The organism is Klebsiella ornithinolytica NBRC 105727 = ATCC 31898, from assembly GCF_001598295.1.
In the GTDB taxonomy this organism is placed as follows: domain Bacteria; phylum Pseudomonadota; class Gammaproteobacteria; order Enterobacterales; family Enterobacteriaceae; genus Klebsiella; species Klebsiella ornithinolytica.
In genome coordinates this window covers 24682-51386 of record NZ_BCYR01000006.1, presented here as the reverse complement: position 1 = coordinate 51386, position 26705 = coordinate 24682, and the positions used below count along the sequence as shown (strand labels likewise).

General features: G+C 58.3%; 24 protein-coding genes. 2 read left to right on the top strand and 22 right to left on the bottom strand.

Annotated features, from left to right (window positions below; all coding sequences use genetic code 11):
• Window positions 1–1675 precede the first annotated feature (1675 nt).
• From panD to thpR, 9 genes are all read right to left on the bottom strand, one after another.
• Window positions 1676–2056 (bottom strand): aspartate 1-decarboxylase, encoded by a 381-nt coding sequence (gene panD / locus ROR01S_RS13415; protein ID WP_004858002.1) that lies wholly within the window; start codon window positions 2054–2056, stop codon window positions 1676–1678.
• 204 nt (window positions 2057–2260) lie between these two features.
• Window positions 2261–3115, bottom strand: coding sequence for a pantoate--beta-alanine ligase (gene panC / locus ROR01S_RS13410; RefSeq protein WP_004858005.1), 855 nt, complete (start codon window positions 3113–3115; stop codon window positions 2261–2263).
• Between the two features lie 11 nt (window positions 3116–3126).
• On the bottom strand, window positions 3127–3918 hold the full coding sequence (gene panB / locus ROR01S_RS13405; RefSeq protein ID WP_004858008.1) for a 3-methyl-2-oxobutanoate hydroxymethyltransferase: 792 nt from the start codon (window positions 3916–3918) through the stop codon (window positions 3127–3129).
• 101 nt (window positions 3919–4019) lie between these two features.
• A complete protein-coding gene (gene folK / locus ROR01S_RS13400) occupies window positions 4020–4520 on the bottom strand; it encodes a 2-amino-4-hydroxy-6-hydroxymethyldihydropteridine diphosphokinase (RefSeq protein ID WP_032716579.1) in 501 nt (166 codons plus the stop codon).
• Window positions 4517–5911, bottom strand: a complete 1395-nt coding sequence (pcnB, locus tag ROR01S_RS13395; RefSeq protein WP_071824645.1) for a polynucleotide adenylyltransferase PcnB — start codon at window positions 5909–5911, stop codon at window positions 4517–4519. The genes folK and pcnB overlap by 4 nt, the downstream gene beginning before the upstream one ends.
• A 175-nt stretch (window positions 5912–6086) precedes the next feature.
• Window positions 6087–6968, bottom strand: coding sequence for a tRNA glutamyl-Q(34) synthetase GluQRS (gluQRS, locus tag ROR01S_RS13390; RefSeq protein ID WP_004858016.1), 882 nt, complete (start codon window positions 6966–6968; stop codon window positions 6087–6089).
• Between the two features lie 62 nt (window positions 6969–7030).
• Entirely contained in the window at window positions 7031–7486 is a 456-nt protein-coding gene (dksA, locus tag ROR01S_RS13385; RefSeq protein WP_004858018.1) for an RNA polymerase-binding protein DksA, read from the bottom strand.
• A 164-nt stretch (window positions 7487–7650) separates the two neighbouring features.
• Window positions 7651–8367, bottom strand: a complete 717-nt coding sequence (gene sfsA, locus ROR01S_RS13380) for a DNA/RNA nuclease SfsA (RefSeq protein WP_004858020.1) — start codon at window positions 8365–8367, stop codon at window positions 7651–7653.
• Window positions 8367–8903, bottom strand: coding sequence for an RNA 2',3'-cyclic phosphodiesterase (thpR, locus tag ROR01S_RS13375; protein ID WP_004858022.1), 537 nt, complete (start codon window positions 8901–8903; stop codon window positions 8367–8369). The genes sfsA and thpR overlap by 1 nt, the downstream gene beginning before the upstream one ends.
• A gap of 72 nt (window positions 8904–8975) precedes the next feature.
• On the opposite strand from thpR, the gene hrpB reads away from it, so the two are divergent.
• Complete coding sequence (gene hrpB / locus ROR01S_RS13370; RefSeq protein ID WP_064359573.1) at window positions 8976–11405, top strand: ATP-dependent helicase HrpB; 2430 nt, start codon at window positions 8976–8978, stop codon at window positions 11403–11405.
• 20 nt (window positions 11406–11425) lie between these two features.
• Here the strand turns inward: hrpB and ROR01S_RS13365 are convergent, their stop codons facing one another.
• The 13 genes from ROR01S_RS13365 to gspC are packed head-to-tail and all read right to left on the bottom strand — an operon-like array spanning window position 11426 to window position 23095.
• Window positions 11426–12223 (bottom strand): prepilin peptidase, encoded by a 798-nt coding sequence (locus tag ROR01S_RS13365; protein ID WP_004858028.1) that lies wholly within the window; start codon window positions 12221–12223, stop codon window positions 11426–11428.
• A 14-nt stretch (window positions 12224–12237) separates the two neighbouring features.
• Entirely contained in the window at window positions 12238–12978 is a 741-nt protein-coding gene (locus ROR01S_RS13360; RefSeq protein WP_032716580.1) for a type II secretion system protein N, read from the bottom strand.
• On the bottom strand, window positions 12968–13462 hold the full coding sequence (locus ROR01S_RS13355; protein ID WP_044348321.1) for a type II secretion system protein M: 495 nt from the start codon (window positions 13460–13462) through the stop codon (window positions 12968–12970). The genes ROR01S_RS13360 and ROR01S_RS13355 overlap by 11 nt, the downstream gene beginning before the upstream one ends.
• Window positions 13455–14657, bottom strand: coding sequence for a type II secretion system protein GspL (gene gspL, locus ROR01S_RS13350; RefSeq protein WP_064359572.1), 1203 nt, complete (start codon window positions 14655–14657; stop codon window positions 13455–13457). Before gspL ends, ROR01S_RS13355 begins: the two co-directional genes overlap by 8 nt.
• Window positions 14644–15630 carry a type II secretion system minor pseudopilin GspK gene (gspK, locus tag ROR01S_RS13345; protein WP_015585122.1) on the bottom strand — a complete coding sequence of 329 codons (987 nt, stop codon included), beginning with the start codon at window positions 15628–15630 and terminating at the stop codon, window positions 14644–14646. Before gspK ends, gspL begins: the two co-directional genes overlap by 14 nt.
• Window positions 15627–16211 carry a type II secretion system minor pseudopilin GspJ gene (gene gspJ / locus ROR01S_RS13340; RefSeq protein ID WP_015585121.1) on the bottom strand — a complete coding sequence of 195 codons (585 nt, stop codon included), beginning with the start codon at window positions 16209–16211 and terminating at the stop codon, window positions 15627–15629. The genes gspK and gspJ overlap by 4 nt, the downstream gene beginning before the upstream one ends.
• A gap of 11 nt (window positions 16212–16222) precedes the next feature.
• Entirely contained in the window at window positions 16223–16588 is a 366-nt protein-coding gene (gspI, locus tag ROR01S_RS13335; RefSeq protein ID WP_004858044.1) for a type II secretion system minor pseudopilin GspI, read from the bottom strand.
• Window positions 16585–17103, bottom strand: coding sequence for a type II secretion system minor pseudopilin GspH (gspH, locus tag ROR01S_RS13330; protein WP_015585120.1), 519 nt, complete (start codon window positions 17101–17103; stop codon window positions 16585–16587). Before gspH ends, gspI begins: the two co-directional genes overlap by 4 nt.
• The gene (gene gspG, locus ROR01S_RS13325; RefSeq protein WP_004858049.1) at window positions 17103–17525 is read right to left on the bottom strand and encodes a type II secretion system major pseudopilin GspG; all 423 of its coding nucleotides are present in this window, start codon (window positions 17523–17525) and stop codon (window positions 17103–17105) included. The genes gspH and gspG overlap by 1 nt, the downstream gene beginning before the upstream one ends.
• A 20-nt stretch (window positions 17526–17545) precedes the next feature.
• Window positions 17546–18760, bottom strand: a complete 1215-nt coding sequence (gene gspF / locus ROR01S_RS13320) for a type II secretion system inner membrane protein GspF (protein WP_004858051.1) — start codon at window positions 18758–18760, stop codon at window positions 17546–17548.
• Between the two features lies 1 nt (window position 18761).
• Window positions 18762–20255 (bottom strand): type II secretion system ATPase GspE, encoded by a 1494-nt coding sequence (gene gspE / locus ROR01S_RS13315; protein WP_064359571.1) that lies wholly within the window; start codon window positions 20253–20255, stop codon window positions 18762–18764.
• Window positions 20252–22192 carry a GspD family T2SS secretin variant PulD gene (gene pulD, locus ROR01S_RS13310; RefSeq protein ID WP_049814748.1) on the bottom strand — a complete coding sequence of 647 codons (1941 nt, stop codon included), beginning with the start codon at window positions 22190–22192 and terminating at the stop codon, window positions 20252–20254. The genes gspE and pulD overlap by 4 nt, the downstream gene beginning before the upstream one ends.
• 42 nt (window positions 22193–22234) lie before the next feature.
• Window positions 22235–23095 (bottom strand): type II secretion system protein GspC, encoded by an 861-nt coding sequence (gspC, locus tag ROR01S_RS13305; protein ID WP_044023562.1) that lies wholly within the window; start codon window positions 23093–23095, stop codon window positions 22235–22237.
• A 290-nt stretch (window positions 23096–23385) separates the two neighbouring features.
• Between gspC and pulA the strand changes: the two genes are divergently transcribed.
• The gene (gene pulA, locus ROR01S_RS13300) at window positions 23386–26667 is read left to right on the top strand and encodes a pullulanase-type alpha-1,6-glucosidase (protein WP_004858060.1); all 3282 of its coding nucleotides are present in this window, start codon (window positions 23386–23388) and stop codon (window positions 26665–26667) included.
• Window positions 26668–26705 lie beyond the last annotated feature (38 nt).

Sequence of the window (26705 nt, the reverse complement as noted above, 5' to 3'; positions counted from 1 at the left end):
ATACTTAAACATGCCTCCTCTTTTATAACACCATGGTTTATGTGAGAGTATATTTCTATAGATAAACTCCAGGATTACTCTGGTGCCAATGAAACTCTGAACTGTGATCAACATTCCCAAATAAATGTTTTTCTCTGAATATACATCGGCCTTCCATAAAATATTCATGGCAATAATTGGTGATAATAACGCATATGAGAAAGCTTCAATTTTTTTATATCTGTTCATATTTTTTTTCCAAAAAAAACGAGAAATTTGAACTAATTCAATTAATCGCATTTTAATTAGGTTTTCTCGGCGTGTAATTTATCTGTAAGGTTGCAAGTCAGATAATTATCAAATTACCAACAACAGCGCCTCACTCCTCCCAGAACACCGCTGATAACTCCGTCAGTTACCGCACTTCATCCCAATAGCCAAGGATATTTGGCCACCAAATAAATGATTTTAGAATCAAAATAAACACTGGGGCCAGTAATGTATTCTTTAATGTAATATTTTACCTATTACGATAAAAGTCGAAGTAGAGATAACTGATTAACAGATACAATGCCAGGGTTATCATCTTGAGAACAATAAGGCACATCATTCAGACAACAAAACACCACAGTCTTTTTATACATTAACCTTAGGTCATTACCCCTCCAGACTATAGATACTGATTATAATTTCAGTGGATCGTGAGGGAATGACTAATTCAGATGTTCCAAATAAAAAGATGGCCATCATAAAGTCAAAGGTCTTTCGCACTTAGTTATTAATTTTTGTTGTTACCGTTTTAATGTAGATATTTTTACATACTCAAAGATTGACTAAGATCAAACATAGGTCAGCAATTTAAAAAAACAAAAAAATTGATAAGTCAGTAAATTTAAGAGTGTGATTAACCATAAAATAAAAATATAAAGGCATTACGTGCTGATTAGTTATTATTCGTGAGTGCATTCAATTGAATAGCACCAAAATTTTTATGGTAATATAAATTTATAAATATTCATGAGATCTATTTAATTTGGTTGGGATGTTGCTGTTAATTATGGTTAAGGGTTTTTAATGATGAAGAAATTAAAGTGTAAATGTGGATCATCTCCGATTTCAGAATACCCATGCCATGATTTTATCGCATAGATCTTTTCCTTAATGGGAAAGGTAGTGAACAGTGAGGAGATGAGAATCAGCCAGTTAAATTAGGACGCGGAAAAGTATCAGAATCAATATAATTTTTTACTTTCCGGAATAGCTGCTGTGAATACAACTACACCTTTATCAGACCGGGTCCGCCTCGAGAGTGTAGGCTGGTCACTTTCCTGGCGAAATTTTTTCAATCGCGCCACATCGCCCGGCATCAAAGGATATGGGGGTTGTGCCGTGCAATACTTACCACAGACGTTCGATATGATTCACCGCGGAGAAGATCTGGCTGATAAAAATCCACCTGTGAATATTCTGCCACCAGTGAGTGGATGAAGCATTACGCTAAGGTGGTAGCGTAAAAGTTGGCCCGGTCCCCTGGCACAGGTTTACTTCAGAAAGGTGCTTCTTACTTTGACCGGCCATCCGGTGTGGTATCGCACCAATGGTCTTGATGGAGGTGGGAAGAGTGTGATGATGAGGTAATATTTATACCGTGATAAACGGTGCCCCGCCTGGGCGACGCACCGTCAGCTATCGGCTATCAGGCAACCTGTACCGGAATGGCTTTTGCCTGGCGCTTCATTTCGTTGTCGCCTTCAAAATAGGCCACTTTCGGCTGCCAGCGGCGGGCTTCTTCATCAGGCATGGTGACGAAGCTGGCAATAATCAGAATGTCACCCACGCTGGCGCAGTGCGCGGCAGCGCCGTTCACCGAAATGATTCGCGAGCCACGTTCGGCGGCAATGGCATAGGTGGAGAAACGGTTGCCGTTGGTCACGTTCCAGATGTGGATCGCTTCGTTTTCAAGAATACCGGACGCATCCAGAAAATCCTGGTCAATGGCGCAGGAACCTTCATAGTGCAGGTCGGCCTGCGTGACTTTAACGCGGTGGAGTTTACCCTGCAGCATATTACGAATCATGATGTCTACCTTTCTTCCCCTCCTGCTTCAGAGTGCAGGGTCGTGGCGGGCGAGCGACTTTCCCCTGATGGGGGACGGTAGTGCTCTTGCCTGCCGCCGGTCTGCAACCGGATTAGTCAGGGTCTATACCTTAATGATACGAAGCGGACATGACATCCGCTTTGAGTAAATGTCCGGCAATATTGCCAGATTTTTAACCCTTGTCTACTGACCCAGCTCGACGATGTGGTTATCGATCAACCGCGCCTGTCCCAACCATGCGGCCATCAGGATCACCGCACGTTTACTGGTTTCCGTCAGCTCCAGCAGCGTATCCGCATCCCGGATCTGGATATCGTCGGCGCGGAAGCCTTTCTCGTTCAGCTCCTGCCCGGCAAGGGTAATGATTTCATCCAGGTTACGTTCACCGGCGGCAAGCTTACCGGCGACGGCGCTCAGCACTTTATACAGGCCCGGCGCAATTTTACGCTGCTCTGCGGTGAGGTAGCCGTTGCGTGAGCTCAGCGCCAAACCATCTTTAGCACGAATAATCGGCACGCCGATTATCTCAATATCGTAACCCATGTCGGCAACCATTTTACGAATCAGCGCCAGCTGCTGGAAGTCCTTCTCGCCAAAGCAGGCGACATCCGGCTGGACCAGGTTAAACAGCTTGCTGACGATGGTCGATACGCCGCGGAAGTGGCCTGGACGACTGGCACCCTCGAGCATGGTCGACAGCCCCGGGACATCCACATAGGTCTGGTTTTCGGTACCGTGCGGATAGATCTCTGCCGGCGCGGGGGCGAAAACAAAATCCACCTTACGTTTGTTCAGCTTTTCGCAATCATCCTGCAGCGTACGCGGGTAGCGCGACAGATCGTCAGGGCGGTCGAACTGCATCGGGTTGACGAAAATAGTGACCACCACGACATCGGCGCTGGCTTTTGCGGTATCCACCAGCTGCATATGGCCGTCGTGCAGGTTGCCCATAGTGGGAACCAGCGCGATACGCTTACCTTCCTGGCGCAAACGGCGGATATGCTGGCGCAGCAGCGGCAGGGATTCAATAATCAGCACAACAAGACTCCTTAATGGAAACTGTGTTCTTCGCCCGGATAAACGCCGGACTCCACGTCGGCAATATACTGCCGCACTGCGGCGCGCATGTCGCCCGCTTCAGCCAGGAAATTTTTAGCAAATTTAGGAATATGGCCGCCGGTGATCCCGAAAGCGTCGTGCATCACCAGAATTTGACCATCGGTGACGTTGCCTGCACCAATGCCGATAACCGGAATGGTTAACGCCTCGGTAATACGCTGAGCCAGCTCGACCGGGACGCACTCAAGGACCAGCAGCTGTGCGCCTGCCGCTTCCAGTGCCAGCGCGTCGTCGAACAGCGCCTGCGCCGCATCGCCGCGGCCCTGCACTTTATAGCCGCCGAAAATATTGACCGACTGCGGGGTCAGGCCAAGGTGGCCGCAAACCGGCACCGCGCGTTCCGCCAGCATTTTCACCGTTTCCGCAAGCCAGGCGCCGCCTTCAAGCTTGACCATGTTAGCGCCCGCGCGCATCACGATGGCGGCGTTAGCAAAAGTCTGTTCCGGGGTGGCATAGGCCATAAACGGCAGGTCGGCGAGCAGCAGGCAATGGGGGGCGCCGCGACGTACCGCCTGGGTGTGATAGGCGATATCTTCCACGGTCACCGGCAAGGTCGAGTCGTGCCCCTGCACCGTCATGCCCAGCGAATCCCCTACCAGCATCACGTTGATCCCTTCATCGGCAAACAGCTTCGCAAAGCTGTAGTCATAGGCGGTGATGGTGGCGAAGCGCTGCTTCTCCTGTTTGCATTTCTGCAGCAGGGCGATAGTGGTCGGTTTCATAACGTTTCCTGATGATGAAAGTCATATTAACCGGCATTCTAACAGCAGCATTCAGAGGGGCAATGGTTTTAGGCAATCGATAACGACGATCGCCGTAATGGCTAACAATGGGGAAGGGGGAACGACCAGATTGCCGGCTTTTCGGCACCGAGGTTTTCCAGCACGTCACGCAAAGCGGTGCCATCGGGGAAATGGAGCGTCGGGGCAATCTCGTACAGCGGCCACAGCATAAAACCGCGGTTTTTCATATCGTAGTGCGGTACCGTCAGGCGCTCGCTGTTTATCACCGCATCGCCAAACAGCATGATATCGAGATCCAGCGTACGGGGGCCCCAGCGTTCGGCTTTGCGTTGACGGCCCTGCTGCAGCTCGATGCGCTGGGTATGATCCAGCAGGGCTTCCGCCTGCAGATGCGTGTCCAGGGCGACGGCGGCGTTGAGGTAGTCAGGCTGATCCTGCGGTCCCAGCGGCGGCGTGCGGTAAAAAGAGGAGACGGCGACCATCCGGCTGTCCGGAATGGCAGCCAGCGCCGTCACGGCAGCATTGACCTGCTCCAGAGGAGAGGCCAGATTGCTGCCGATCGCGATGTAGACGCGGGTCATGCGCCACCCTGACGCGGGGTGCGTTTGCGCGGGCGACGATGACGGCGGCGCGGCGCGGGTTCGTCATCGAGCTCGTTAAGCATCTCTTTTTGATCTGGCGGCGCGGCAACCTGGAACTCGCCCCACCATTTGGTCAGACGCTGCAGTTCGCCATTTTTCTCGGCGCCGGCACGCAGCTCCAGCAGATCGTAGGCGGCGCGGAATTTCGGATGTTCCATCAGCTTCCACGCGCGTTTGCCCTGGCGGCGGGACATGCGCAGCTGCAGCTGCCAGATATCGCGTACCAGCGTGGTAATACGCTTCGGAATGGCCAGCGTACGGCAGGCTTCATCCAGCACATCGTTCATTGCCAGGGCGAAAGCGTCGTTATAGGCCAGACCGCTCTCCTGGGTGATTTTCTGCGCCATTTCCAGCAGCGGATACCAGAACATGACCGCGAACAGGAACGCCGGGTTAACGCGCATATCGTTATGGATGCGGTTATCGGTATTCTTCAGCACCTGGGTAATGATGTGTTCCATCGGGCTATCGCCGCGCTCGGTAAAGTAGCGGGTGATGGTCGGGAACAGCGGCTGGAACAGGTTATATTCGCGCAGCAGCATGTAGGTATCATAGCCGTAGCCCGCCTGCAGCAGCTTCAGGACTTCTTCGAACAGACGCGCCGGAGGAACGTCATGGAGCAGTGCGGCAAGACGCGGAATCGGCTCGGCGGTTTCCGCGCTGATGTTCATATTGAGCTTGGCGGCAAAGCGCACAGCGCGCAGCATGCGGACCGGATCTTCGCGGTAGCGGGTTTCCGGATCGCCAATCAGGCGAATCATGCCCTCCTGCAGATCTTTCATGCCGCCGACGTAGTCGCGCACGGTAAAATCAGCCACGCTGTAATACAGGCTGTTAATGGTGAAGTCGCGACGCTGGGCATCTTCTTCGATCGAACCGAAGATGTTGTCGCGCAGCAGCATCCCGTTCTGGCCGCGCTGTGAAGTCACACGATCGGTGGTGTGTCCTTCATGGTGGCCGCGGAAGGTGGCGACTTCGATGATTTCCGGCCCGAACATCACGTGCGCCAGGCGGAAACGACGGCCCACCAGACGACAGTTGCGGAACAGTTTACGAACCTGATCCGGCGTCGCGCTGGTTGTCACGTCAAAATCTTTCGGTTTTTTACCGAGCAGGAGGTCACGTACGCCACCGCCGACGAGATAGGCTTCATAGCCCGCCTTGTTCAGTCGATAGAGCACCTTGAGGGCATTATCACTGATATCTTTGCGGGAAATTGCATGCTGTTCACGCGGGATAACCGTCATATGCGTTTGTTCAACGGCGGCTTCTGCGTCGCGCTCTTCACGGCTTAGCACCTTACGGCAAAAATTAGCGACTCGGGTAAAAATGTTGCACCTCGTAGTGTCAGACGGACTTCAGATCAAAATATTACTCTATGCATTTCGGGTTGCAGCAAGGCGGCAAACTTGTGAGTCCCAGGCGCATAGATCGCTATGTGACCGGGGTGAACAAGTGCACCAACGCAGGAGCAACTTGAAAGGCGACGAGAAAAATAGCGGCTAATCATAGCTCAGCGAGAGTCATTTGAGAATGCTGGATTTTTTGCGGGTCCCAGTTGGCTACCGCATTCTTCAGTAAATCCTCAATACTTAACGCTCGCCATTCCTGCTCAATATCCTGATTAAGAAACATTAACGCCCGCATAATTTCGGGACGCGGATCGCCCTCCGGCAGCGCCGGGGCGTGGTTTTGTTTGGAGAGTTTATTCCCCTGGGCATTCACTGCCAGCGGCAGATGGACATAGTCCGGAGCCTGCCAGCCAAAATGCTGATACAGCGAAATCTGGCGCACCGTCGGTTCGATAAGATCCGCCCCGCGGACGATTTCGCTGACCCCCTGGAAATGATCGTCCACCACCACCGCCAGATTATAGGCGAACAGACCGTCGCGGCGATGGATAATGAAATCTTCCCGCGCCAGCGCTTCATCGGCGACGAGGGTGCCGCGCAGACGGTCATAAAACGCGAGGACCGGGCGCGTCTGACGTAAGCGCAGGGCGGCGTCGTTTGCGCTAAGTCGTAAATCGCGGCAGTGGCCGTCATACACGCCGCCGACGGCATGAATACGGGCCCGGGTACAGGTGCAGTAATAGCAAAGCCCCTGTTCGTGCAGCCAGGCCAACCGTTCACGGTAGGCTTCGTGACGCTGCGACTGCCACAGCACTTCGCCGTCCCAGTGCAGGCCGTAGTGCTCTAGCTGGCGCAGAATCGTACTGGCGGCGCCGGGGACTTCCCGCGGCGGATCGATATCTTCAATGCGTACGCGCCAGATACCGTTTTGCGCACGGGCCTGAAGATAGCTGCCGAGAGCGGCAATCAAAGAGCCGAAATGAAGTTCGCCGGAAGGTGAGGGGGCAAAGCGGCCAATATAGTGTGAGTCATTCATGGGTGACTAATAAAACATGTAGGCGGGAGAGACTCCCGCCGGAGATACGATAGCGAAGCGGATTAGCCAGCCATCTGCTTTTCGCGAATTTCCGCCAGCGTTTTGCAGTCGATGCACAGGTCAGCGGTCGGACGCGCTTCCAGACGGCGAATGCCAATCTCAACGCCACAGGATTCGCAGAAGCCGAAATCCTCGTCTTCGACTTTCTTCAGCGTTTTCTCGATCTTTTTGATCAGTTTACGTTCGCGGTCGCGGTTACGCAGTTCCAGGCTGAATTCTTCTTCCTGAGCGGCACGGTCGACCGGATCCGGGAAGTTAGCTGCTTCATCCTGCATGTGCGATACGGTGCGATCCACTTCATCCCTGAGTTGATTACGCCATGCTTCAAGAATACGCTTGAAGTGCGCCAGCTGGGCTTCGTTCATATACTCTTCGCCCGGCTTCTCTTGATATGGCTCCACCCCAGCGATGGCGAGAATACTCAGGGACGATGTTTTACGGTTTTGCCCTTCTTGCATGTTGCTTCTCCTTAACACGCACTATCGATCCCCATGTTGGGGGAAAAATCAGGCCGCTATAAATAGCAGATGCTTTTCCGGATAGCAATTATCTAAACGTTACACTTGACAACCCTGTGAAGAAAAGCGTATTTGCGCTCGCGACCCGGACACAATTTAGCCGTTTATTTACCGGGGGTTAACACCGCGGTAATCGGCTTATTCAGAGTCATCATTTCGGTAGAAAGTTCCGCTTTATAAACGAGAATTTCTACCCCCTTGGTTTGCGCCTCAATCAACAGCTGTGCGTATCTGGCATCAATATGATGCGCGGGTGAGAAACGGTCAATCGCCGAATGGAGCACGGCGAACAAGATTACGGCCCGGTCACCTGCCGCCGCCACGCTCATCAGCTCCCGAAGGTGCTTTTGACCGCGCTCGGTAACAGCATCGGGGAAATAACCGCTGTCATTTTCCGCCAACGTAACCGATTTCACTTCAATATAGCAGTTTTGTCGCTCTTCTGCCTGTAACATAATATCGATACGACTCTTTTCCTCGCCGTATTTTACTTCACTTTTCAGCGTGTTATAGCCAGAAAGTTCGACAATGTTCCCCGCCAGTATCGCCTCTTTTGCCAGTATATTCGCGCGTAAAGTATTAACACAAATTATCGCGCCCCGTTGGGTTTGCGTTAATTCCCAGGTATGGGCGTATTTGCGTTTCGGGTTATCCGACGTGGAGTACCAGACGGTGTCGCCGGGTGTCGCGCAGCCGGTCATCGCGCCGGTATTCGGGCAGTGTAGCGTAAGTTCCCGACCGTCGGGGGTGACCACATCCGCCAAAAACCGTTTGTAACGCTTAATCAGGATGGCGGATTGTAAAGGTGGATTGAACTGCATCAGCTTTCCTTGTTGAAGGGATAACGTTCCAGCGCGGTATAGCGGGTGCGTCCGCGGGAAAAACGGGATTCATAAAGCACAAACTCACTGACGGCAAAAGTCCAGCTGAAGCCCGGGGGCGGAATGGGCACCGCGTGGCGGGCCTCGCGCAGCAGGGTGATATGCGGATGAAACGGCTGCGGGCTTTGATAGCAACCGCTGCGTGCCGCCTGGGCGCGCAGCATGCTGGCCAGCTGTAGCAGGCCGCGCGGAGGCCGGCGGGTGCCGAGCCACACCACGCGGGAACGCAGCCACTGGCCGGCATCGTCGAGGGTGAGCGTAAATCCGGGCTGGCGGATGCGTCCGGCCAGCGCCGCCAGCGCACGCTGCTTGTCCGCGCTGACTTCGCCAAGAAAGGCCAGCGTCAGGTGCAGGTTATCTGCGGCCACCGGCCGTCCGGCATCTTCCGCAAAGTTCGCCGCGCGCCAGTGAACGATTTGCCGCTGGGCTTCAGCAGGCAGCTCAAGGGCGAAAAACAGCCTTTTCGGCTCGGACATGATAGAGACTCGGTAATGAATTATCAGGATGCTACAATGCTTGCCCTCAAATGTTAACCTCCGGAGCCATTCGTGTCCCAATTGCCGGTTGCCGCCATCCTCCCTGAACTTCTTTCTGCACTCCAGCAGGCGCCGCAGGTATTGCTCACTGCGCCAACCGGCGCCGGGAAATCGACCTGGCTGCCGCTGCAAATACTCGCCGATGGCCATATCGACGGGCGCATTATCCTGCTGGAGCCGCGGCGATTAGCCGCCCGCAACGTGGCACAACGTCTGGCGGAGCTGCTGGGTGAGAAACCGGGGGCGACCGTCGGCTATCGGATGCGCGCGGAAACCTGCGTCGGAGCGAATACGCGGCTGGAGGTGGTGACTGAAGGCATTCTGACGCGGATGATCCAGCACGATCCCGAACTGAGCGGCGTCGGACTGGTGATCCTCGATGAGTTCCACGAGCGCAGTCTGCAGGCGGATCTGGCGCTGGCGCTGCTGCTGGATGTCCAGCAGGGGCTACGCGATGATCTTAAACTGCTGATTATGTCAGCGACGCTGGATAACGATCGTCTGCAGCGGCTGCTGCCCTCGGCTCCGACCCTCTCCTCTGAAGGGCGTGCGTTCCCGGTGGAAAAACGTTTTCAGGCGCTTGCCGCTCATCAGCGTTTCGATGAAGCGGTCGCTATCGCCGCTGCGGAGCTGCTGCGCCAGGAGCGCGGCTCGATGCTGCTGTTCCTCCCGGGCGTGGGGGAAATTCAGCGGGTCCAGGCGCAGCTGGCTGAGCGGGTGGCCGACGATGTGGTGCTTTGCCCGCTGTACGGGGCGCTGCCGCTAAGCGAGCAGCGTAAAGCGATTCTCCCGGCCGCCGAAGGTCAGCGCAAAGTGGTGCTGGCAACCAATATCGCCGAGACCAGCTTAACCATCGAAGGTATCCGGCTGGTGGTCGATAGCGCCCAGGAGCGCGTCGCTCGCTTTGACGCCCGTACCGGTTTAACCCGACTGGTGACGCAACGCATCAGCCAGGCGTCAATGACCCAACGCGCCGGTCGCGCCGGCCGTCTGGAGCCGGGGATTTGTTTGCATTTGATCGGCAAAGAGCAGGCGGAACGCGCGGCGGTACAGAGCGATCCTGAGATACTGCACAGCGATCTCTCGGCGCTGCTGCTGGAGCTCTTCCAGTGGGGATGCCACGATCCGGCGCAGCTGAACTGGCTCGATTTGCCGCCGGAAGCAAACCTGGCCGCGGCCCGACGTTTGCTGACGGCGCTATCGGCGCTGGAGGGCGACAGGTTATCGGCACGCGGGCGCAAAATGGCCACCCTGGGTAATGACCCGCGGCTCGCGGCCATGTTGACAGCGGCAGTTGATGCGGATGATGCGGCGACTGCGGCGAAACTGGCGGCGATCCTCGAAGAGCCTCCGCGCGGCGGAAACAGCGATCTCGGCGCGGCGTTTGCCCGCCAGCAGCCGAACTGGCAGCAGCGGGCGCAACAGCTTCTGAAGCGACTGGGCAGCCGCGATGGTCAGCCCGATGCGCAACGCCTGGCGCCGCTGCTGGCACCGGCATTTGTCGACCGGATTGCCCGTCGCCGCGGTCAGGAAGGGCGCTATCAGCTCGCCAACGGGATGGGGGCGATGCTGGACGCCGATGATGCGCTCGGGCGCCACGAATGGCTGATTGCGCCTTTGCTCCTGCAGGGAAGCACCTCGCCGGACGCGCGGATTCTGCTGGCGCTGCCGCTGGATGTCAATGCGCTGCTGGCGCAGTGCCCCGGGTTGGCGCAGCGTTCCGATACCGTCGAATGGGATGAAACGCAGGGGACGCTGAAGGCCTGGCGACGCACCTGCATCGGTCAACTGGTGTTAAAAACCCAGCCGCTGGCGAAACCCTCGGAAGAGGAGCTGCATCAGGCGATGCTCAACGGCATCCGCGATAAGGGCCTCGGCGTGCTTAACTGGACGCCGGAAGCCGAACAGCTGCGTCTGCGCCTGCTCTGCGCGGCACAATGGCTGCCAGAAGAGGCGTGGCCGGCCGTCGACGACGCTTCGCTGCTGGACTCGCTTGAAGCCTGGCTGCTACCGCAGATGAGCGGAGTGCACTCGCTGCGCGCGCTGAAAGCGTTGGATGTGCGCCAGGCGCTACAAAACGGGTTGCCGTGGTCATTGCGCCAGAAGCTGGACAGCGAACTGCCAACCCATTACACGGTGCCGACCGGAAGCCGGATAGCGATCCGCTACCATGCCGACAATCCGCCCGCGCTGGCGGTACGTATGCAGGAGATGTTTGGCGAAGCCACCACGCCGACGATAGCTCAGGGGCGGATCGCGCTGGTGCTGGAGCTGCTGTCGCCTGCGCAGCGTCCGCTGCAGATTACCCGTGACCTCAGCGCTTTCTGGCAGGGGACCTATCGCGAGGTGCAAAAAGAGATGAAGGGACGTTATCCCAAACATGTCTGGCCGGACGACCCGGCCAATACCGCGCCGACGCGGCGCACCAAAAAGTATTCGTAGCCGGGCTTGTCGAGCCGCGGTTACAGCGTCTGAGTCCACAGAAACAGGCCGCTGCCCGCCAGCGCCAGCCAGGGGCCGAAGGCCAGCGGCTGATCCAGCGACTGGAGCGTGATCCGCCGTTGCAGCAAGGTCCAGATCAGGCCGCTGGCCGAGGCGCACAGCAGCGTCTGCGGCAGGATCTGCCAGCCGGACCATGCGCCGAGTGCCGCCAGCAGCTTAAAATCGCCGTATCCTAGCGCCTCTTTGCCGGTCAGCAGGCGAAACAGCCAGTAAACCGTCCACAGTGATAAATAGCCCGTCATGGCGCCGATCACCGCTTCGCTGAGCGGGACAAACGTGCCGTTGAGATTAAACAGCAGACCGGCCCACAGCAGCGGCAGAGTCAGCCGATCCGGCAGGAGCTGAGTCTGGCCGTCGATGATCGCCAGTACCAGCAGCGTGGAGAGCAGGATCAGGCCCCCCAGCAGCGGTAATCCCGGCGTCAGCAGATAGCCGGTCAACACAAAGAGCAGTCCGCTGGCCAGTTCCGTCAGCGGATAGCGCTGAGAAATGGGCGCCTGGCAGCAGCGGGCGCGCCCTTTGAGTGAGAGATAGCTGAGCAGCGGAATATTATCCCGCCAGATGATGGGCCGCTGGCACTGGGGGCAGAAGGAGGCGGGAACGCACAGGTTGAATCGTGCGGACTCTTCCTGCTGCATCATCAGCGGCAAACGGTAGATAACCACGTTAAAAAAGCTGCCAAACGTCAGGCCGAAAATAAACAACAATCCGCCCCATAACAGGGGGAACTGCAACGAAAATGCGCTCAGTAGCGTCATGATGTCTCCTGTGATTACCATTTTCCCTGCAGCTGCCAGGGAATGCGTCCCTGCTCATCCTGGCGCTGATGTTGGGCAACAAGCAGGGTGAGGAGGGCTGGGGTTGATTGACGTGTCTGGAGCTTGCCGCGAAAGGCGTAGCGACCATCGGGGCTCAAGGTGCCTTCGCCGGTGAGGCTGAGCTGATGAGAGTCCTGGCTGAGGGTGAGCGCCAGCGCCCCTGCCGGCGTGCAGCTAAATTTGCCGCTTACGTCGGCCAGCTCAAGGGAACCGGCCGGAGAACTTAGCTGCGCTTCCCGCCACTGCACGCGACCGCCGGACACCTGCTGGCAGCCGGTTTGGTTAAAGCGACCTTCCGACAGATTCAGGGTGATCTGGCCGCGGGCTTCGGCCGGCAGCGCCGGCGTCAGCCAGCGCCTGGCAAGGTTAGCGGGGATGGTAAAAAGGCCGTTCTGCAAGCGGAGCGTGGTCATGCCCTGTAGCGAGACGTGTCCGCGTAAGCCGTCGGGGTCGTCAAGCGTGACCCGCCAGCCGGGAAGGCCGGACGAGAAGGTCAGCGTCCAGCGAAGGTGGTCAAGGCGGACGCCGCGCCAGGCTAACTGTCGGGCCTCACCTTGCCATACGGTTCCGGTGAGCTCACCGACCCTGACGCCGTCCGGCAGGGCGAAAGTCAGCAGACGGGCCGGCGCGGTCAACAGCAGCCAGAACAGATAGATCCCCGCGATCAGCAGGCCGAACGCGACTTTACGGGGCATGCGGACGCTCCAGCACCAGGGTTGTCACCGTCACCCAACCGGGTTGCGTCGGTTGAGCGCTGACGGCCAGAGAAGAGGCGAGGATCCCCTGGCGGGCGAGGGCGTCCAGCCAGGTCATCAGCGCCTGAAAAGTGCAGGCCGGCAACGTCACGTTTATTCGGGTGCCCTGCGGCTGTAGCCGGACAATCGCCAGCTCCTGGCGGGTGGCTTCACGCATGATGACCGCGGAGAGATCCTCCTTCGTCGCGGTCGCGGCCCCCGGCGTGTGGCGGGCTAGCTGCTGGAGCCGGGGCGTTTGCTGCTGCATCCAGCGCAGGGTTGCCTGCTCTCTGACCAGCATTTGTTGCCAGCGGGCTTCCCGACTGAGCCACGGCTGCCAGAGCGCGTACCAGATGATGCCCACCGCCAGCAGCAGCCCCATGCCGATTAACAGACGCTGTTCCCGACGAGTGCGCTGTTGCCATAACATAAGCCAGTTAGCCATCGTTGCCCTCCAGCGTCAGACGCCCTTCAATTCCGTCGGGGCGGGGCTTCATTTCTCCTGTACGCACGCGAAAACCGGCCTGCGCGCGGGCGGTGAACTGCTCCAGCGCCCGTGAAGAAACCGCCGAAATATCGAGCTGAAGCGCATTGCGGGCAGCATCCCAGGTCAACGCCCGCAGCTGGATCCCCGGGGTATCGGAGACCATATTTTGCAAGGTGCGAATATGGGCGACCAGCGGTGAGGTGGCGGTTGTTGCCTCCAGCTGGCGCAGGTGCTGCTGCATCTGCAGCCGCGGGTTGATAACGTTTTTATCGTTTTTGAACCAGTGGCGATAAAACGCCTGGCTGGCCTCCCGGGCCGCATCCGCCTGGCGGCTCAGGGCAAGGTGGTCAAGCACGGTATTGGTGCTCCATAGCAGCGCCAGCGCTGCCGCCGCGGCGAGCGTCGGGCGCCAGCGCCGGCCGGCCGGCTGCCAGCGACGCTTTGGCGCAAAGGCCCCCTGACGTAAACAGATCCGCCGGGCCGCCGGGTTCGCCGCCGCCAGGGCGAGCACATCCTGCGGCGCGAGCGCGCGCCAGGGGACGGAGATGGCAGGCGGCGGGGAATAGCAATCGATCGGCGGCAGCGTTTCCCAGGCCGCGAGTAATTCCGCAAGCCACGGGGTTTCTACCGCCATCCCGCGCCAGGCGTCCTGGCGAATCAGCCATTGGTCATCGGCCTGTACCGCGCTCCAGCGATCGGGGTGGCAGGGCAGCGTCAATACATCCGGCGTCAGCGCAAGAATATTGAGCCCTGGCTCGTCGCAGCGGGTGAGCCAGGTGGCCATCTTCTGCCGTGCTATTGCCGCGACGGCACAGTGCTCGCGCTGACGGTGGAGCAGGGCGAAGTGGGTCTCGTCGACGTCGGTGGCCAACTGCTCTTCCAGTAAAAACGGCACCACCTGTTGCGGCGCTTTGCGCAGGCCCGCCGGGAGCGTGACGTGGTGGAAGGCGCAGTCGCTGGCCGGGACCAGTACCCAGGCGGGATAGCGTTGCGCCAGATCGGGGAGCGTGGAGTCAGCGCCGGTGGCGGACCACTCGCCGCAGGCTTCCCGTTGCGGGTCACCCGGGCAGGTCAGTCGCCAGGCGATGGGGCGCTCGGGGGCAGCAAGACGCACAATGAGCATCTCCCGCTGCGCTGTTTTATCGTGATTCATCGGCCACCCTATAGAGTCCATAACGCCGCTGGATAATACGGAAAGTCCGCCCCTCTTTTTGCAGGACACTCCGCTGCTGATAACGCGTGCTGCCCATGACCACGGTGAAGGCGGCCACAAACCGCTCGCTGTGAACCGTCAGCCACGGGCGGGCGGCGGCGGTATCGCTTTGCTGTAAAGCCGGCAGAGCCAGGAAAGCGGCAACGCTGTTCCAGCCGCTGCGCGGGCGATCCTGCAGCAGCTGGCGCGCCTGCTGGAGATTGACGCCGGCGGGAAAGAGCGCCATCAGCAGCGGGGCCTGGTCTGGCCTGAGCGTATTCACGTTGAGCTGCAGGGCGTCGTCCGGCAGGGCGCAAACAAAGGGCAGCAGGCGTAGATACAGCGCGGCGTCCATTCCGGCAATCAGCCGCAGTTCGCTGACGTCCTGGATCTTCTGATTCGCGGTGAGGTATCCCGGCGAGCGCGCCATGTATACCTCATCTTCGCCGCCGTTGAGGCGCGGCGCCCGGTCGCCATCGATCCAGTCGCGTAGCGCGGCGGTGAGCTGGAGCGCCCGTAGCGGCTCTGTGCCGAGGTTTTCCAGCAGGCGGGTAAAGGCGCGCGCCGGCCAGGGGATCTCTTCGCTCTCTTCGCCGCTGCCGCGGTTGATCGCATTGAGGTTAAAGCAGGCCTGGCCATCGGTGATGGTCGCGTTAATCTCGCCGTCGTTGACCGTGAAGCGGCGCCCCTCCTGCGCCCAGTTTTGCGCCAGATGAGTTTGGTTCGGAGAGTCCAGCGCATCGCGCTGGAGCAGCGCGGCGGCCATGGTTTCCGCCCCTAGCGCATACCATTTTGCCTGCAGGTTATCGAGGGTGGTGGCGGTTTGCTGATAGAGGCGCGCCGTGCGCTCGGTCATCGCGCTTGCCAGCACCATCATCAGGGCCAGGATCAGCAGCACCATCAGGAGCGCAACGCCGCGCTGTCGCTGGTTCATTGGCTGACTCCGGGCGTTATCAGAAACAGGCGCGTGATATCCCCGTAGCCGTCCAGCGTCAGGGTGACTTCGAGCCCCTGGGGCAGGCTTTGTGTGCTGTCCCAGCGCTCCTGCCAGCGGCCATTGGCATAGAAGCGCAGACGGAAGGCCTGGATGCCCTCTTGCAGGACGTCCACCGTCGGTTCGACGCCGGTGAGCGGGTCCTGCTGATCATAACTCAGCCGCTCCAGCTGCTGCTGGCGCAGGCGGTAGCTGACGTTCTGGATCTCGGAGCGCGGCAGCATCCCCAATGGATTCGGCCAGCCGTTGCGGCTGAAGGCTAGCGCCCAGTCATCGCTGTGGAGCTGAAAACGTCCGGCAAAAAAGAGGCTGGCGCTCTCGCGACTGCGGCGCGGGATAATCTGATTGAAGTCGGCGGCCATCTGGCTGAAGGTGCGTTGCAGCGCCTCAACGTGCAGCGTTTTTTCCCGGGTCAGGCTATCCGCGCGGAGGACGTTTTGCAGAACCGCCATCGCGGCGATGCTCAGCGCCGCCAGAATAGCCAGCGCCAGCAGCATTTCCACGAGGGTGAAGCCGTGCATCTTGCCTCTGGTCATGGCTGAGTCACGTAGGTGCGCAGGGACGCGATCGGCGTCTTATCACGCTTATCGTGACGGACCTCGACATCCAGCGCCCGCAGCTGCGGGATTTCCGTTTCCACGCCTTGCCAGCGGATATACCAGCGGCTTCCCGCCGCCTGTACCGTGGTTTCCGAGCTGCTCAGCGCCGGCCAGCGATTTTCCAGCTTCAGCTGTACCAGCTGGTTATCGGCGAGCCAGCCAGCGAGGGTTTTCTCCTCCATCCGCCCCATATGGCGGGTCTGCTGGAGAGTCGCCTGCATGACGGAGAGCCCGGCCAGGGCAAAGACCACCAGGGCGACCATGACTTCGATGAGCGTCATTCCGGATTGTGCTTTCATCGTCCATCATCCTGTCGGGCTGAGCGGATTGTGCCGCGGGCATCGACGGCGATCCCTTCGGCGCTGCCGATCTGCAGCTGAAACGGCGTGACCTCGCCGCCGGGAAACAGCAGAACATCGGGCTGTTCCCCCGGGGTCCATTGGGCATCATGCGGGAAGCTCAGGGTCAGTTTTCCCGATGCGACCTCGCCTGTGGTGGCGACGCGACCCGGCGGTAACGGCAGCCAGCGATAACCGTACCAGCTCTCCTCCGTGCCGGGATTCGCCTCAGCGTCATCGCGCGGTTGCAGCAGCATAAACTGCCAGCGATCGGGGTGAATCGAGATGCCAAAGAACTGGCCGGTCTGTAGCCCGCGTTCGCGGATAAAGCGCAGCTGCGTCTGAAAGCGCGCAAGAGTTTGTGCCGCGTCATCCTCGCGCGATGTCGGAAACGCCAGCATCACCATGCCCGCGCTGACGCCCATCAACAGCAAAATGAGCATCATTTCCAGTAACGTGAAGCCGCGCTGTCGCACTATTTTTTCCCGATATTCCAGTTGCCAATATCGTCGTTGGTATCCGGCATTCCGTCAGGGCCAACGCTAAACACGTCGATCTGACCATGCTGTCCGGGGCTGAGCAGCTGATAGTCGTTGCCCCACGGATCCTGAGGCAGACGGCGGATATAGCCGCCCTCCGGGTAGTTACGCGCCTGCGGCTCGGCGGTCGGTCGGCTGACCAGCGCCTGCAGACCCTGTTCGCTATTGGGGTAACGACTGTTGTCCAGTTTGTACATATCCAGCGCCCCCTCCAGCGCCACCAGATCGCTGACCACCTTCTGGCGATCCGCTTTTTCTTTGTTGCCCATTAAGTTGGGCACCACCAGGCTGGCGAGAATGCCGAGGATGACAATCACCACCATAATTTCCAGTAACGTGAAGCCGCGCTGCCGTTGCATATTTTTCTCCATTAAGACAATTACATACTCATAAGGGTGTTGAGTTGCAGGATCGGTTGCAGGATCGCCAGAACGATAAACAGCACCATTCCAGCCATCGCCACCACCAGCAGAGGTTCAAACAGGCTGAGCGCCATCTGAATTTGCGCGCTCAGTTCGCGGTCCTGGTTGTCGGCGGCACGTTCGAGCATGCCGTTGAGTTCTCCGCTCTGTTCGCCGCTGGCCACCATGTAGCGCATCATCGGCGGGAAGAGGGCGGTCATTTCCAGGGCGCGATGCAGACTAATGCCTTCGCGTACCGACTCCGTGGCCGCCTCCAGCTGGCGGCGTGCCCACGCGTTGCTCAGCACTTCCGCGCTGATGCGCATCGACAGCAGCAGCGGAACGGCGCTGGCGTTCAGAATGCTTAAGGTTCGGGCATAGCGGGCGCTGTTGATGCTGCGGGCGACCCGACCGATCAGCGGCAGGCGCAGCAGCTGTTTGTGCCACAGCAGGCGCCGCGCGGGCTGACGTAGGGCGTAGTGCAGCAGCAGGCCTCCGCCGATCAGCGTCAGCAACAGCCAGGGGCCGGCGGTACGGACGAGATCGCTGAGGGCCATCAACAGGCGGGTGGAGAACGGCAGCGCCTGTTTCATATGGACAAACTGGTCGACGACTTTGGGCACCACCGTGGAGAGCAAAATGGCGATCACGCTGATAGCGACCAGCGTCAGGACGATAGGGTAGATCATCGCCTGCAGCAGACGGGCGCGCAGCTGCTGGCGCTGTTCGGTATAGTCCGCCAGCCGGTTCAGGACGCCGTCAAGATGGCCGGAGGTTTCCCCGGCGGCCACCATGGCGCAGTACAGCTGGTCGAAACAGCCCGGATAACCGCGCATGGATTCCGCCAGCGAATGGCCTTCAAGCACCTTGCCACGCACGCCCGCCATCAGGGTCTTGAGATGGGCTTTTTCGCACTGCTGCGCCACGGCATCCAGCGCTTTCTCTAGCGGGATGGCGGCCGCCACCAGCGTGGCCAGCTGGCGGGTCAGCAAGGCCAGATCGCTGGCACTGGTGCGCCGCGTCAGCAGCGATCGAGGGGAGCCCGGCGTGGCCTGCGCAACGGCGTGAATCTCCAGGAGCAGCCAGCCTTTTTCCCGCAGCAGCTGGCGGGCGTGACGGGCGGAATCGGCCTGCTGCACGCCGCGCTGGGTTTTACCGTGCTCATCGAGCGCCTGATAACGGAAGATAGCCATTTTAGTCTGCTTCTCCCGCGCGCTGTTCGGTCACTCTGACCACCTCTTGCCAACTGGTGATTCCGGCCAGCACCTTTTCCCGCCCGGCATCCCGTAGAGTGGTGTGGTCCGACCCCAGCTGCTGAATCAGCGTTAATTCATTTTCTCCCCGGTGGATGGCCATGCGCACCCGATCGTCAATCCGCAGCAGTTCATGGATCCCGGTGCGTCCGCGATAACCGGTAAAACTACACTCTGCGCAGCCGACCGCCCGCCACAGCGGCGTTCCGCGGGCGATGGCCATTTGGCCGGCGGTGTGCGCATCGGCCGGCTGCGACTGGCGGCAGTGCGGGCAAAGGCGGCGCACCAGACGCTGTGACATGACGGCCAGCAGCGAAGTGGAGAGCAAAAACGGCTCGACGCCCATATCCTGCAGACGTGAAATGGCCCCCAGCGCGCTGTTGGTATGGAGCGTGGAGAGCACCAGATGTCCGGTCAGCGAGGCCTGCACGGCGATCTGCGCCGTCTCGCCATCGCGAATTTCCCCCACCAGCACCACGTCCGGATCCTGGCGCAAAATCGCGCGCAGCCCGCGGGCAAAGGTCATCTCCACTTTGGCGTTGACCTGGGTCTGGCCGATACCCTCCAGCTCATATTCGACCGGGTCCTCAATGGTCATGATATTGCGCTCCCGGGCGTCGAGCCGGCTAAGGGCGGCGTACAGGGTGGTACTTTTTCCTGACCCGGTGGGGCCGGTAACCAGAATAATGCCGTGCGGACGAGCCATCAGATCGTCGACCTGCTGCAACAGCGCGGGCGGCATCCCCAGAGTGAGCAGATCGAGGTTGACGCTGTTTTTGTCCAGCAGACGCAACACCACGCGTTCGCCGTAGCTGGAAGGCAGCGTTGAGACGCGAACATCGACGGCGCGCCCGCCAATGCGCAGCGCCATGCGCCCGTCCTGCGGAATGCGTTTCTCCGCGATGTCGAGGCTTGCCATGACCTTAATGCGTGAGATCAGCAGGGCGGCGAGACGGCGCTGTGGGCGCAGGATTTCGCGCAGGACGCCATCCACCCGAAAGCGAATTTGCAGATGGCGTTCGTAGGTTTCGATATGAATATCAGAGGCTTTTTCTTTGATGGCCTCGGTGAGCATGGCGTTAATCAGGCGAATGATTGGCGCATCGTCCTCGCTGTCCAGCAGGTCGTCGGTGTCCGGCAGCTCTTCGGCCAGGGTGTATAAATCCAGCTCGTTACCGATATCGGCCATCATGCGCCGGGCTTCTGCTGAGTCCCGCTGGTAGCTCAGCAGCAACAGCTTTTCAAACTCTTCAGCGGAGAGATGTTCAACGGCGATCGGGCCATCCGCGACCCGCCGCGCCTCCAGCAACGCCTGAGCGGACGTGCTGCGCAGGCAGCGGACCAGAGACGTCGCGCCATCGCTGAGCAGCACGATATTGTGGGCGCGGGCGTAGACAAAGGGCAGCAGCGGGCGAGCCTCGGTTGCTGGCGTCATAGTTTGCCTCCGAGGTTGAAGGCATCGATGGCGGCGCTTATCTGGCGAAAAGCCACGGTGTCCTGCTGCGGGTAGATATGCAGCCGATCGTCACTCAGCAACGCCTCGTTGTTCTCTTTGCCGCGCTGTTTAGTCTGGGCTTCGTTAAAAGCGTTGTACTGGCCCGAAGAGGCCTGACGGTAGCTATCGCGATCGCGGATGATGGTCGGGCGGATAAACAGCATCAGGTTCCGTTTGGAGACTTTCTTACTGCTGGAGCGGAAAAGGGCGCCGATAACCGGAATATCCCCGAGCAGAGGCACTTTATCCGCGGTATCGGTGACGCTTTTGTCCAGCAGTCCACCGACCACCACCGTTTCGCCGCTGCCCACCAGCACCGCATTATTCACCGTGCGGGTGTTGAAGGTGGCCCCTAAATCAGCGCTGGTGCTGGAGGCGGAGTCGGCGACGCTGGAGACCTCCTGTTCGATCTCCAGCAGCACCGAATCGCCTTCGTTGATCTGCGGTTTGACCTTGAGCTTGATACCGACGGTTTTACGTTCAACGGTGTTGAAGATGTTATCCCCGGAGGTGGTTTGCGAACCGCTGAGCACCGGGACTTCCTGGCCGACGTTAAAGGTGGCTTCCATGTTGTCGAGAGTGACAATGCTGGGGGTGGCGAGAATATCGTTTTTGCTGCTGCTGGAGAGCGCGGTCAGCAGCATCGCCCAGTTGCCCTGGTAAAACCCGGCGGCGATGCCGTTAAACGAGCTTAACGCGCTGGCAAGCGAAGTGGTGACCGTGCCGTCTTTGTTGTATTGATTGGCGCCGGCAATCACCGTCGACATCGGCAGACCGCTGTTGTTGAACTGGGTCATCCCGGCATTTTTGTTGGCCCACTGGACGCCGAGGTTGAGGCCGTCGGCGTCCTGAACTTCGGCAATGATTGCTTCCACCAGCACCTGCGGACGGCGTATATCCAGCTGGGCGATCACTCGCTCAAGATCGTTCATCACGTCCGGCGCGGCGGTGACAATCAGGGCGTTGGTCTGGCCGTGGGCCTTGATAATGATATTTTTATCCAGCGCGGCCACCGGTTTCGCGTTCTGCTTGTCGCTCTGCAGGGTGCTGCTGATGCCGGTTAACACCTCCACCAGATCGGCGGCTTTGGCGTACTTGAGGTAGATAACTTTGGTGTTGCCCTGGACCGCCTGTTGGCGGTCGAGCTGTTTAATCATGGTGATAATTCGCTGCCGTGAATTCGGCTCGCCGCTCACCAGTACCGAATTGGTACGCTCGTCGGCGACCACGTTCGCGACCATCGAACCGGGAAGCGCAGATTTACTGGTGTCTTTGTTTAGCTCGGTGACCAGCTTGACGACGTCGGCGGCGGAGGCCCAGGAGAGCGGAACCGTGACTACGCTGCGATCGCCCGCGTTATCGACGCGTTCGACAATGGTCAGCAGGCGCTTAATCACCGCCGCGCGCCCGGTCATCAGCAGCACGTTGGACGGCTCGTAGTGCACCACGCTGCCGGCCCCGGCGTTATCGTTGAGCTGGCGCAGCAGCGGCGCCAGATCGCGGGCGGCCACGTTGGTCAGCGGAACCACGCGGGTCACGACTTCATCCCCTTCGCCGGGGGCGGCATCGCTGGCGACCGGGACCGCGGCGGTTTTGGCATCTTTCGAACGTACCACTTTGAGCACGCCGTTATTCATATTGATAACGGCAAAACCATAGACATCCAGTACGCTGAGGAAAAACTGATAATATTGCTCTTCGTTGAGCATATCGTAACTACGGACGGTAATGGTGCCGCGTACGCTGGGGTCAATGATGACCGTTTTATTCAGGTTTTTACTCACGGTATTAATAAATTCCTGAATGTCGGTTCCCTTAAAGCTGGCGGAGAATTCTTCCGCGTGCAGCGGCCTGAATAACAGCGAGCTGAATATCATCAGAGTGGTGAAAATCAGGCGGAAAATCGTTGTCTTTGCCAATTATTCATCCCTCAATGCTAAATAGATATCTTGTCGCTGGCCTTCGCGTTCGACGGTTAGGGTTATTTCACTGAGCTCCGGGAGCTGTTTTAATGCCTGCTGAGCCTGTTGCCGATCGCGAAGATCAAGTCCGTTTAAAGCGACCGCCAGATCGTTTTCATGTAAACCAGATTCACGGAAAAGCGTGGGGTCTTTGCCGGGATTAAGCCGATATCCGCTGAGCTGTTGATTGACCATGACCGGGGAAATATTGAGGTAATTAAGAATATTTTGCGGCTGCTGGCGAATCTGGCTGAGTGATGAATTAAGCGCGGTGCCAGGGGCGCCAGCGGTTTTCGCCGTGGGGTCATCAGCGAGTAAAATTGCTTCATTTCTGCCCCGGTAGCTGACAATAATGCGATCGCGCAGAATGGCGATAATCCGGGCTTCATTACCCGGTGTACTGTCGCCGGTCATCAGACTAACCTGTTGATTTCCTTTTGCCATGATGACAATCGAGCGGCCCGCGTCGCTGCTGGCGAGCAGGCCGGTAATCCGCAGCTTAAGGGAAGAGATCGGGGCCTGTTCGAGGCTGCCGTCATGTGCTGATGACGGCGGTTTTTTTTCTGCGCGACCGAACAGTGTGAATACCGGTAATTCAGCTTTTGGTGCCGGGATGAGCGCGGCGATCTCCGGCGCGTCATTCATCTCAATACCCGGAGAGGAAGCAGGGAGTATCATTCGCCAGCTTAATTTTGCCAGCTGTTGGCCAATCAGTAATAAGGTGACGAGCATGGCAATATGCGGTGCGTAATGCATGTATTTTTTATTTATTAGTGTTAACTGCATCACAGAAATATATCTTTTTATTCCGTTGCTCATTTTATTTCCCTCGAGGCGATACAGTACCCCTACCTATATTGGTGGGTGGTTTTTTTATATTGCGAGCTTTTATTGCGAGAAACCGGATTTGTCGTCGCGAATCATAATGAGTTTCGCGATCCGGGTCGTCATTCCCTTTTTATTTTTACTCCCCCGGCCACCTACGCCCCCCCATTAATTGTTAATGGATGATTGAACCGGAGAAAACAAAAATATCTAATTGCGACGCTTTACAGATAAACATCTTTTCTTACCTTTCATAAATTATTAAGCATATTAGGGACTATCGAATGCTCAGATATACCTGTAATGCCCTATTCCTTGGCTCGTTGATTTTACTTAGCGGCTGCGATAATAGTTCTTCATCTTCTTCCTCTGGTTCACCTGATAACCCTGGCAATCCTGATAACCAGGATGTCGTTGTTCGTTTACCCGATGTGGCGGTTCCTGGTGAGGCCGTGATGGCGACGGCGAATCAGGCCGTCATCCATCTGGTCGATATTGCCGGGATCACCGGTACCAGCCCGGCGGATTACAGCAGTAAGAACCTGTATCTCTGGAATAATGAAACCTGCGATGCTTTAAGCGCGCCGGTAGCCGACTGGAATGACGTCAGCACGACGCCGGCCGGTAGCGATAAATACGGCCCGTACTGGGTCATTCCACTGAATAAAGAGAGCGGTTGTATCAACGTCATCGTCAGAGATGGCACCAACAAGTTGATCGACAGCGACCTGCGCGTGTCCTTTGGCGACTTCACCGATCGCACGGTATCGGTGATCGCGGGTAACAGCGCGATCTATGACTCTCGCGCTGACGCCTTCCGCGCCGCTTTCGGCGTGGCGCTTGCCGAAGCGCACTGGGTTGATAAAACGACGCTGCTGTGGCCGGCTGGCGAAGACAAGCCAATCGTCCGGTTGTACTACAGCCACAGCAGCAAAGTGGCGGCCGATAGCGAAGGAAAATTTACCGACCGTTACCTGAAGCTGACGCCAACCACCATCAGCCAGCAGGTCAGCATGCGTTTCCCGCAGCTTTCAGGCTATGCGGCGTTTAAACTGCCGGATGATGCCAAAACGGATGAGTTGCTGCAGGGAGAAACGGTAGCCATTGCCGCCGCAGAGGACGGGATCCTGATTTCCGCCACCCAGGTGCAGACGGCGGGCGTACTGGATGATACCTATGCGCCGGCGGCGGAAGCGCTGAATTACGGGGCTCAGATGAGCGACGGCGGGGTCAATTTCCGTCTGTGGGCGCCCACCGCGCAGCAGGTCGATCTGGTGCTCTACAGCGCGGATAAAAAAGTGGTGGCCAGCCATCCGATGACCCGTGACAGCGCATCGGGTTCCTGGACATGGCAGGGCGGTAGCGACCTGAAAGGGGCGTTCTATCGCTACGCGCTGACGGTTTACCATCCGCAGTCGCGCCAGGTTGAACAGTATGAAGTGACTGACCCGTACTCCCATAGCTTATCCACTAACTCGGAATACAGTCAGGTCGTTGACCTCAACGACAGCGATCTTAAGCCAGAAGGCTGGGATAGTCTGACAATGCCGCATGCTCAGAAAACCAAAGCCGATCTGGCGAAAATGACGATTCATGAATCGCACATTCGCGATCTCTCCGCCTGGGATCAGACCGTTCCGGCCGAACTGCGCGGTAAATACCTTGCGCTGACCGCCGGCGACAGCAATATGGTGCAGCATCTGAAGAAGCTCTCCGCTTCAGGCGTCACGCACGTTGAGCTGCTGCCGGTCTTCGATCTGGCAACGGTCAACGAGTTCAGCGATAAAGTCGCTGATATCCAGCAGTCGTTCAGCCACCTGTGCGACGTTAACAGCGCGGTGAAGAGCAGCGAATTTGCCGGGTATTGCTCCAGCGGCTCCACCGTTGAAGAGGTGCTCAATCAGCTGAAGCAGGGCGATAGCCAGGACAATCCGCAGGTTCAGGCGCTGAACACCCTGGTGGCGCAGACCGACTCCTATAACTGGGGTTACGATCCGTTCCACTATACGGTGCCGGAAGGTTCGTACGCGACCAATCCGGAAGGGACGACTCGCATCAAAGAGTTTCGCACCATGATTCAGACGATCAAGCAGGATCTGGGCATGAACGTCATTATGGATGTCGTGTACAACCATACTAATGCCGCCGGACCGACTGACCGTACGTCGGTGCTGGATAAAATAGTGCCCTGGTACTATCAGCGTCTGAATGAAAGCACCGGCAGCGTTGAGTCAGCCACCTGTTGTTCGGATTCAGCGCCTGAGCATCGGATGTTTGCGAAGCTTATTGCCGATTCGCTGGCGGTGTGGACCACGGATTATAAAATCGATGGTTTCCGCTTCGACCTGATGGGCTATCACCCGAAAGCGCAAATTCTTTCGGCGTGGGATCGCATTAAGGCTCTGAACCCGGATATCTACTTCTTCGGCGAAGGCTGGGACTCTAACCAGAGCGATCGCTTTGAAATTGCCTCGCAGATCAACCTGAAAGGCACCGGCATCGGTACGTTCTCCGATCGTCTGCGCGACGCCGTCCGCGGCGGCGGCCCGTTCGATTCCGGCGATGCGCTGCGTGAAAACCAGGGGGTTGGCAGCGGCGCGGGCGTGTTGCCCAACGAGCTGACCCGTCTGAACGATGACCAGGTTCATCACCTGGCCGACCTGACTCGTCTGGGGATGGCCGGTAACCTTGCCGATTTTATCCTGATCGATAAAGACGGCGCGGTGAAGAAAGGCAGCGAAATTGACTATAACGGCGCACCTGGCGGCTATGCCGCTGACCCGACGGAAGTCGTCAACTATGTTTCGAAGCACGACAACCAGACGCTGTGGGACATGATTACCTACAAAGCCGCGCAGCAGGCTGACCTGAATACGCGCGTGCGGATGCAGGCGGTGTCGCTGGCGACGGTGATGCTGGGGCAGGGGATTGCTTTCGACCAGCAGGGTTCTGAACTGCTGCGCTCGAAATCCTTTACCCGCGACTCCTACGACTCCGGCGACTGGTTTAACCGCGTGGACTATGCCATGCAGGACAATAACTTTAATGTCGGGATGCCGCGCATCAGCGATGACGGCAGCAACTATGAGGTGATTTCTCGCGTTAAAGAGATGGTTGCCACGCCTGGCGAAGCGGAGCTGAAGCAGATGACCGCATTCTACCAGGAGCTGACCGGGCTGCGTAAATCCTCCCCGCTGTTCACCTTAGGCGACGGCAGCGCGGTGATGAAGCGCGTGGATTTCCGTAATACCGGGCCAGATCAGCAGGCCGGTCTGCTGATCATGACCATCGATGATGGCGTGCAGGCAGGGGCGAGTCTCGATAGCCGGGTTGATGGGCTGGTGGTGGCGATCAACGCCGCATCTGAGAGCCGGACCCTCAATGATTTCATCGGCGACAATCTGCAGCTGAGCACCATCCAGCAGGCTGCCGGTGACGGATCGCTGGCGAGCGGCGTGGAGATTGCGGCCAATGGCGCGATTACCCTGCCAGCCTGGTCCGTGGCGGTACTGGAAAAACCTCAGGGCGATGCCCAGGGGACGGGGCTGCCGGTGAGCAGTAAGTAACGCCGGGGCTTTTGCCGCTCCCTGCGAAGGGAGCCTGA

What these genes read in the sequence shown, in the direction of transcription:
- panD (WP_004858002.1), bottom strand. Translation starts at nt 2,056, where the DNA reads ATGATTCGTAATATGCTGCAGGGTAAACTCCACCGCGTTAAAGTCACG.
- panB (WP_004858008.1), bottom strand. Translation starts at nt 3,918, where the DNA reads ATGAAACCGACCACTATCGCCCTGCTGCAGAAATGCAAACAGGAGAAG.
- folK (WP_032716579.1), bottom strand. Translation starts at nt 4,520, where the DNA reads ATGACCCGCGTCTACATCGCGATCGGCAGCAATCTGGCCTCTCCTCTG.
- gluQRS (WP_004858016.1), bottom strand. Translation starts at nt 6,968, where the DNA reads ATGAATGACTCACACTATATTGGCCGCTTTGCCCCCTCACCTTCCGGC.
- dksA (WP_004858018.1), bottom strand. Translation starts at nt 7,486, where the DNA reads ATGCAAGAAGGGCAAAACCGTAAAACATCGTCCCTGAGTATTCTCGCC.
- sfsA (WP_004858020.1), bottom strand. Translation starts at nt 8,367, where the DNA reads ATGCAGTTCAATCCACCTTTACAATCCGCCATCCTGATTAAGCGTTAC.
- thpR (WP_004858022.1), bottom strand. Translation starts at nt 8,903, where the DNA reads ATGTCCGAGCCGAAAAGGCTGTTTTTCGCCCTTGAGCTGCCTGCTGAA.
- ROR01S_RS13365 (WP_004858028.1), bottom strand. Translation starts at nt 12,223, where the DNA reads ATGACGCTACTGAGCGCATTTTCGTTGCAGTTCCCCCTGTTATGGGGC.
- ROR01S_RS13360 (WP_032716580.1), bottom strand. Translation starts at nt 12,978, where the DNA reads ATGCCCCGTAAAGTCGCGTTCGGCCTGCTGATCGCGGGGATCTATCTG.
- ROR01S_RS13355 (WP_044348321.1), bottom strand. Translation starts at nt 13,462, where the DNA reads ATGGCTAACTGGCTTATGTTATGGCAACAGCGCACTCGTCGGGAACAG.
- gspL (WP_064359572.1), bottom strand. Translation starts at nt 14,657, where the DNA reads ATGAATCACGATAAAACAGCGCAGCGGGAGATGCTCATTGTGCGTCTT.
- gspK (WP_015585122.1), bottom strand. Translation starts at nt 15,630, where the DNA reads ATGAACCAGCGACAGCGCGGCGTTGCGCTCCTGATGGTGCTGCTGATC.
- gspJ (WP_015585121.1), bottom strand. Translation starts at nt 16,211, where the DNA reads ATGCACGGCTTCACCCTCGTGGAAATGCTGCTGGCGCTGGCTATTCTG.
- gspI (WP_004858044.1), bottom strand. Translation starts at nt 16,588, where the DNA reads ATGAAAGCACAATCCGGAATGACGCTCATCGAAGTCATGGTCGCCCTG.
- gspG (WP_004858049.1), bottom strand. Translation starts at nt 17,525, where the DNA reads ATGCAACGGCAGCGCGGCTTCACGTTACTGGAAATTATGGTGGTGATT.
- gspF (WP_004858051.1), bottom strand. Translation starts at nt 18,760, where the DNA reads ATGGCTATCTTCCGTTATCAGGCGCTCGATGAGCACGGTAAAACCCAG.
- gspE (WP_064359571.1), bottom strand. Translation starts at nt 20,255, where the DNA reads ATGACGCCAGCAACCGAGGCTCGCCCGCTGCTGCCCTTTGTCTACGCC.
- pulD (WP_049814748.1), bottom strand. Translation starts at nt 22,192, where the DNA reads ATGATATTCAGCTCGCTGTTATTCAGGCCGCTGCACGCGGAAGAATTC.
- gspC (WP_044023562.1), bottom strand. Translation starts at nt 23,095, where the DNA reads ATGAGCAACGGAATAAAAAGATATATTTCTGTGATGCAGTTAACACTA.
- pulA (WP_004858060.1), top strand. Translation starts at nt 23,386, where the DNA reads ATGCTCAGATATACCTGTAATGCCCTATTCCTTGGCTCGTTGATTTTA.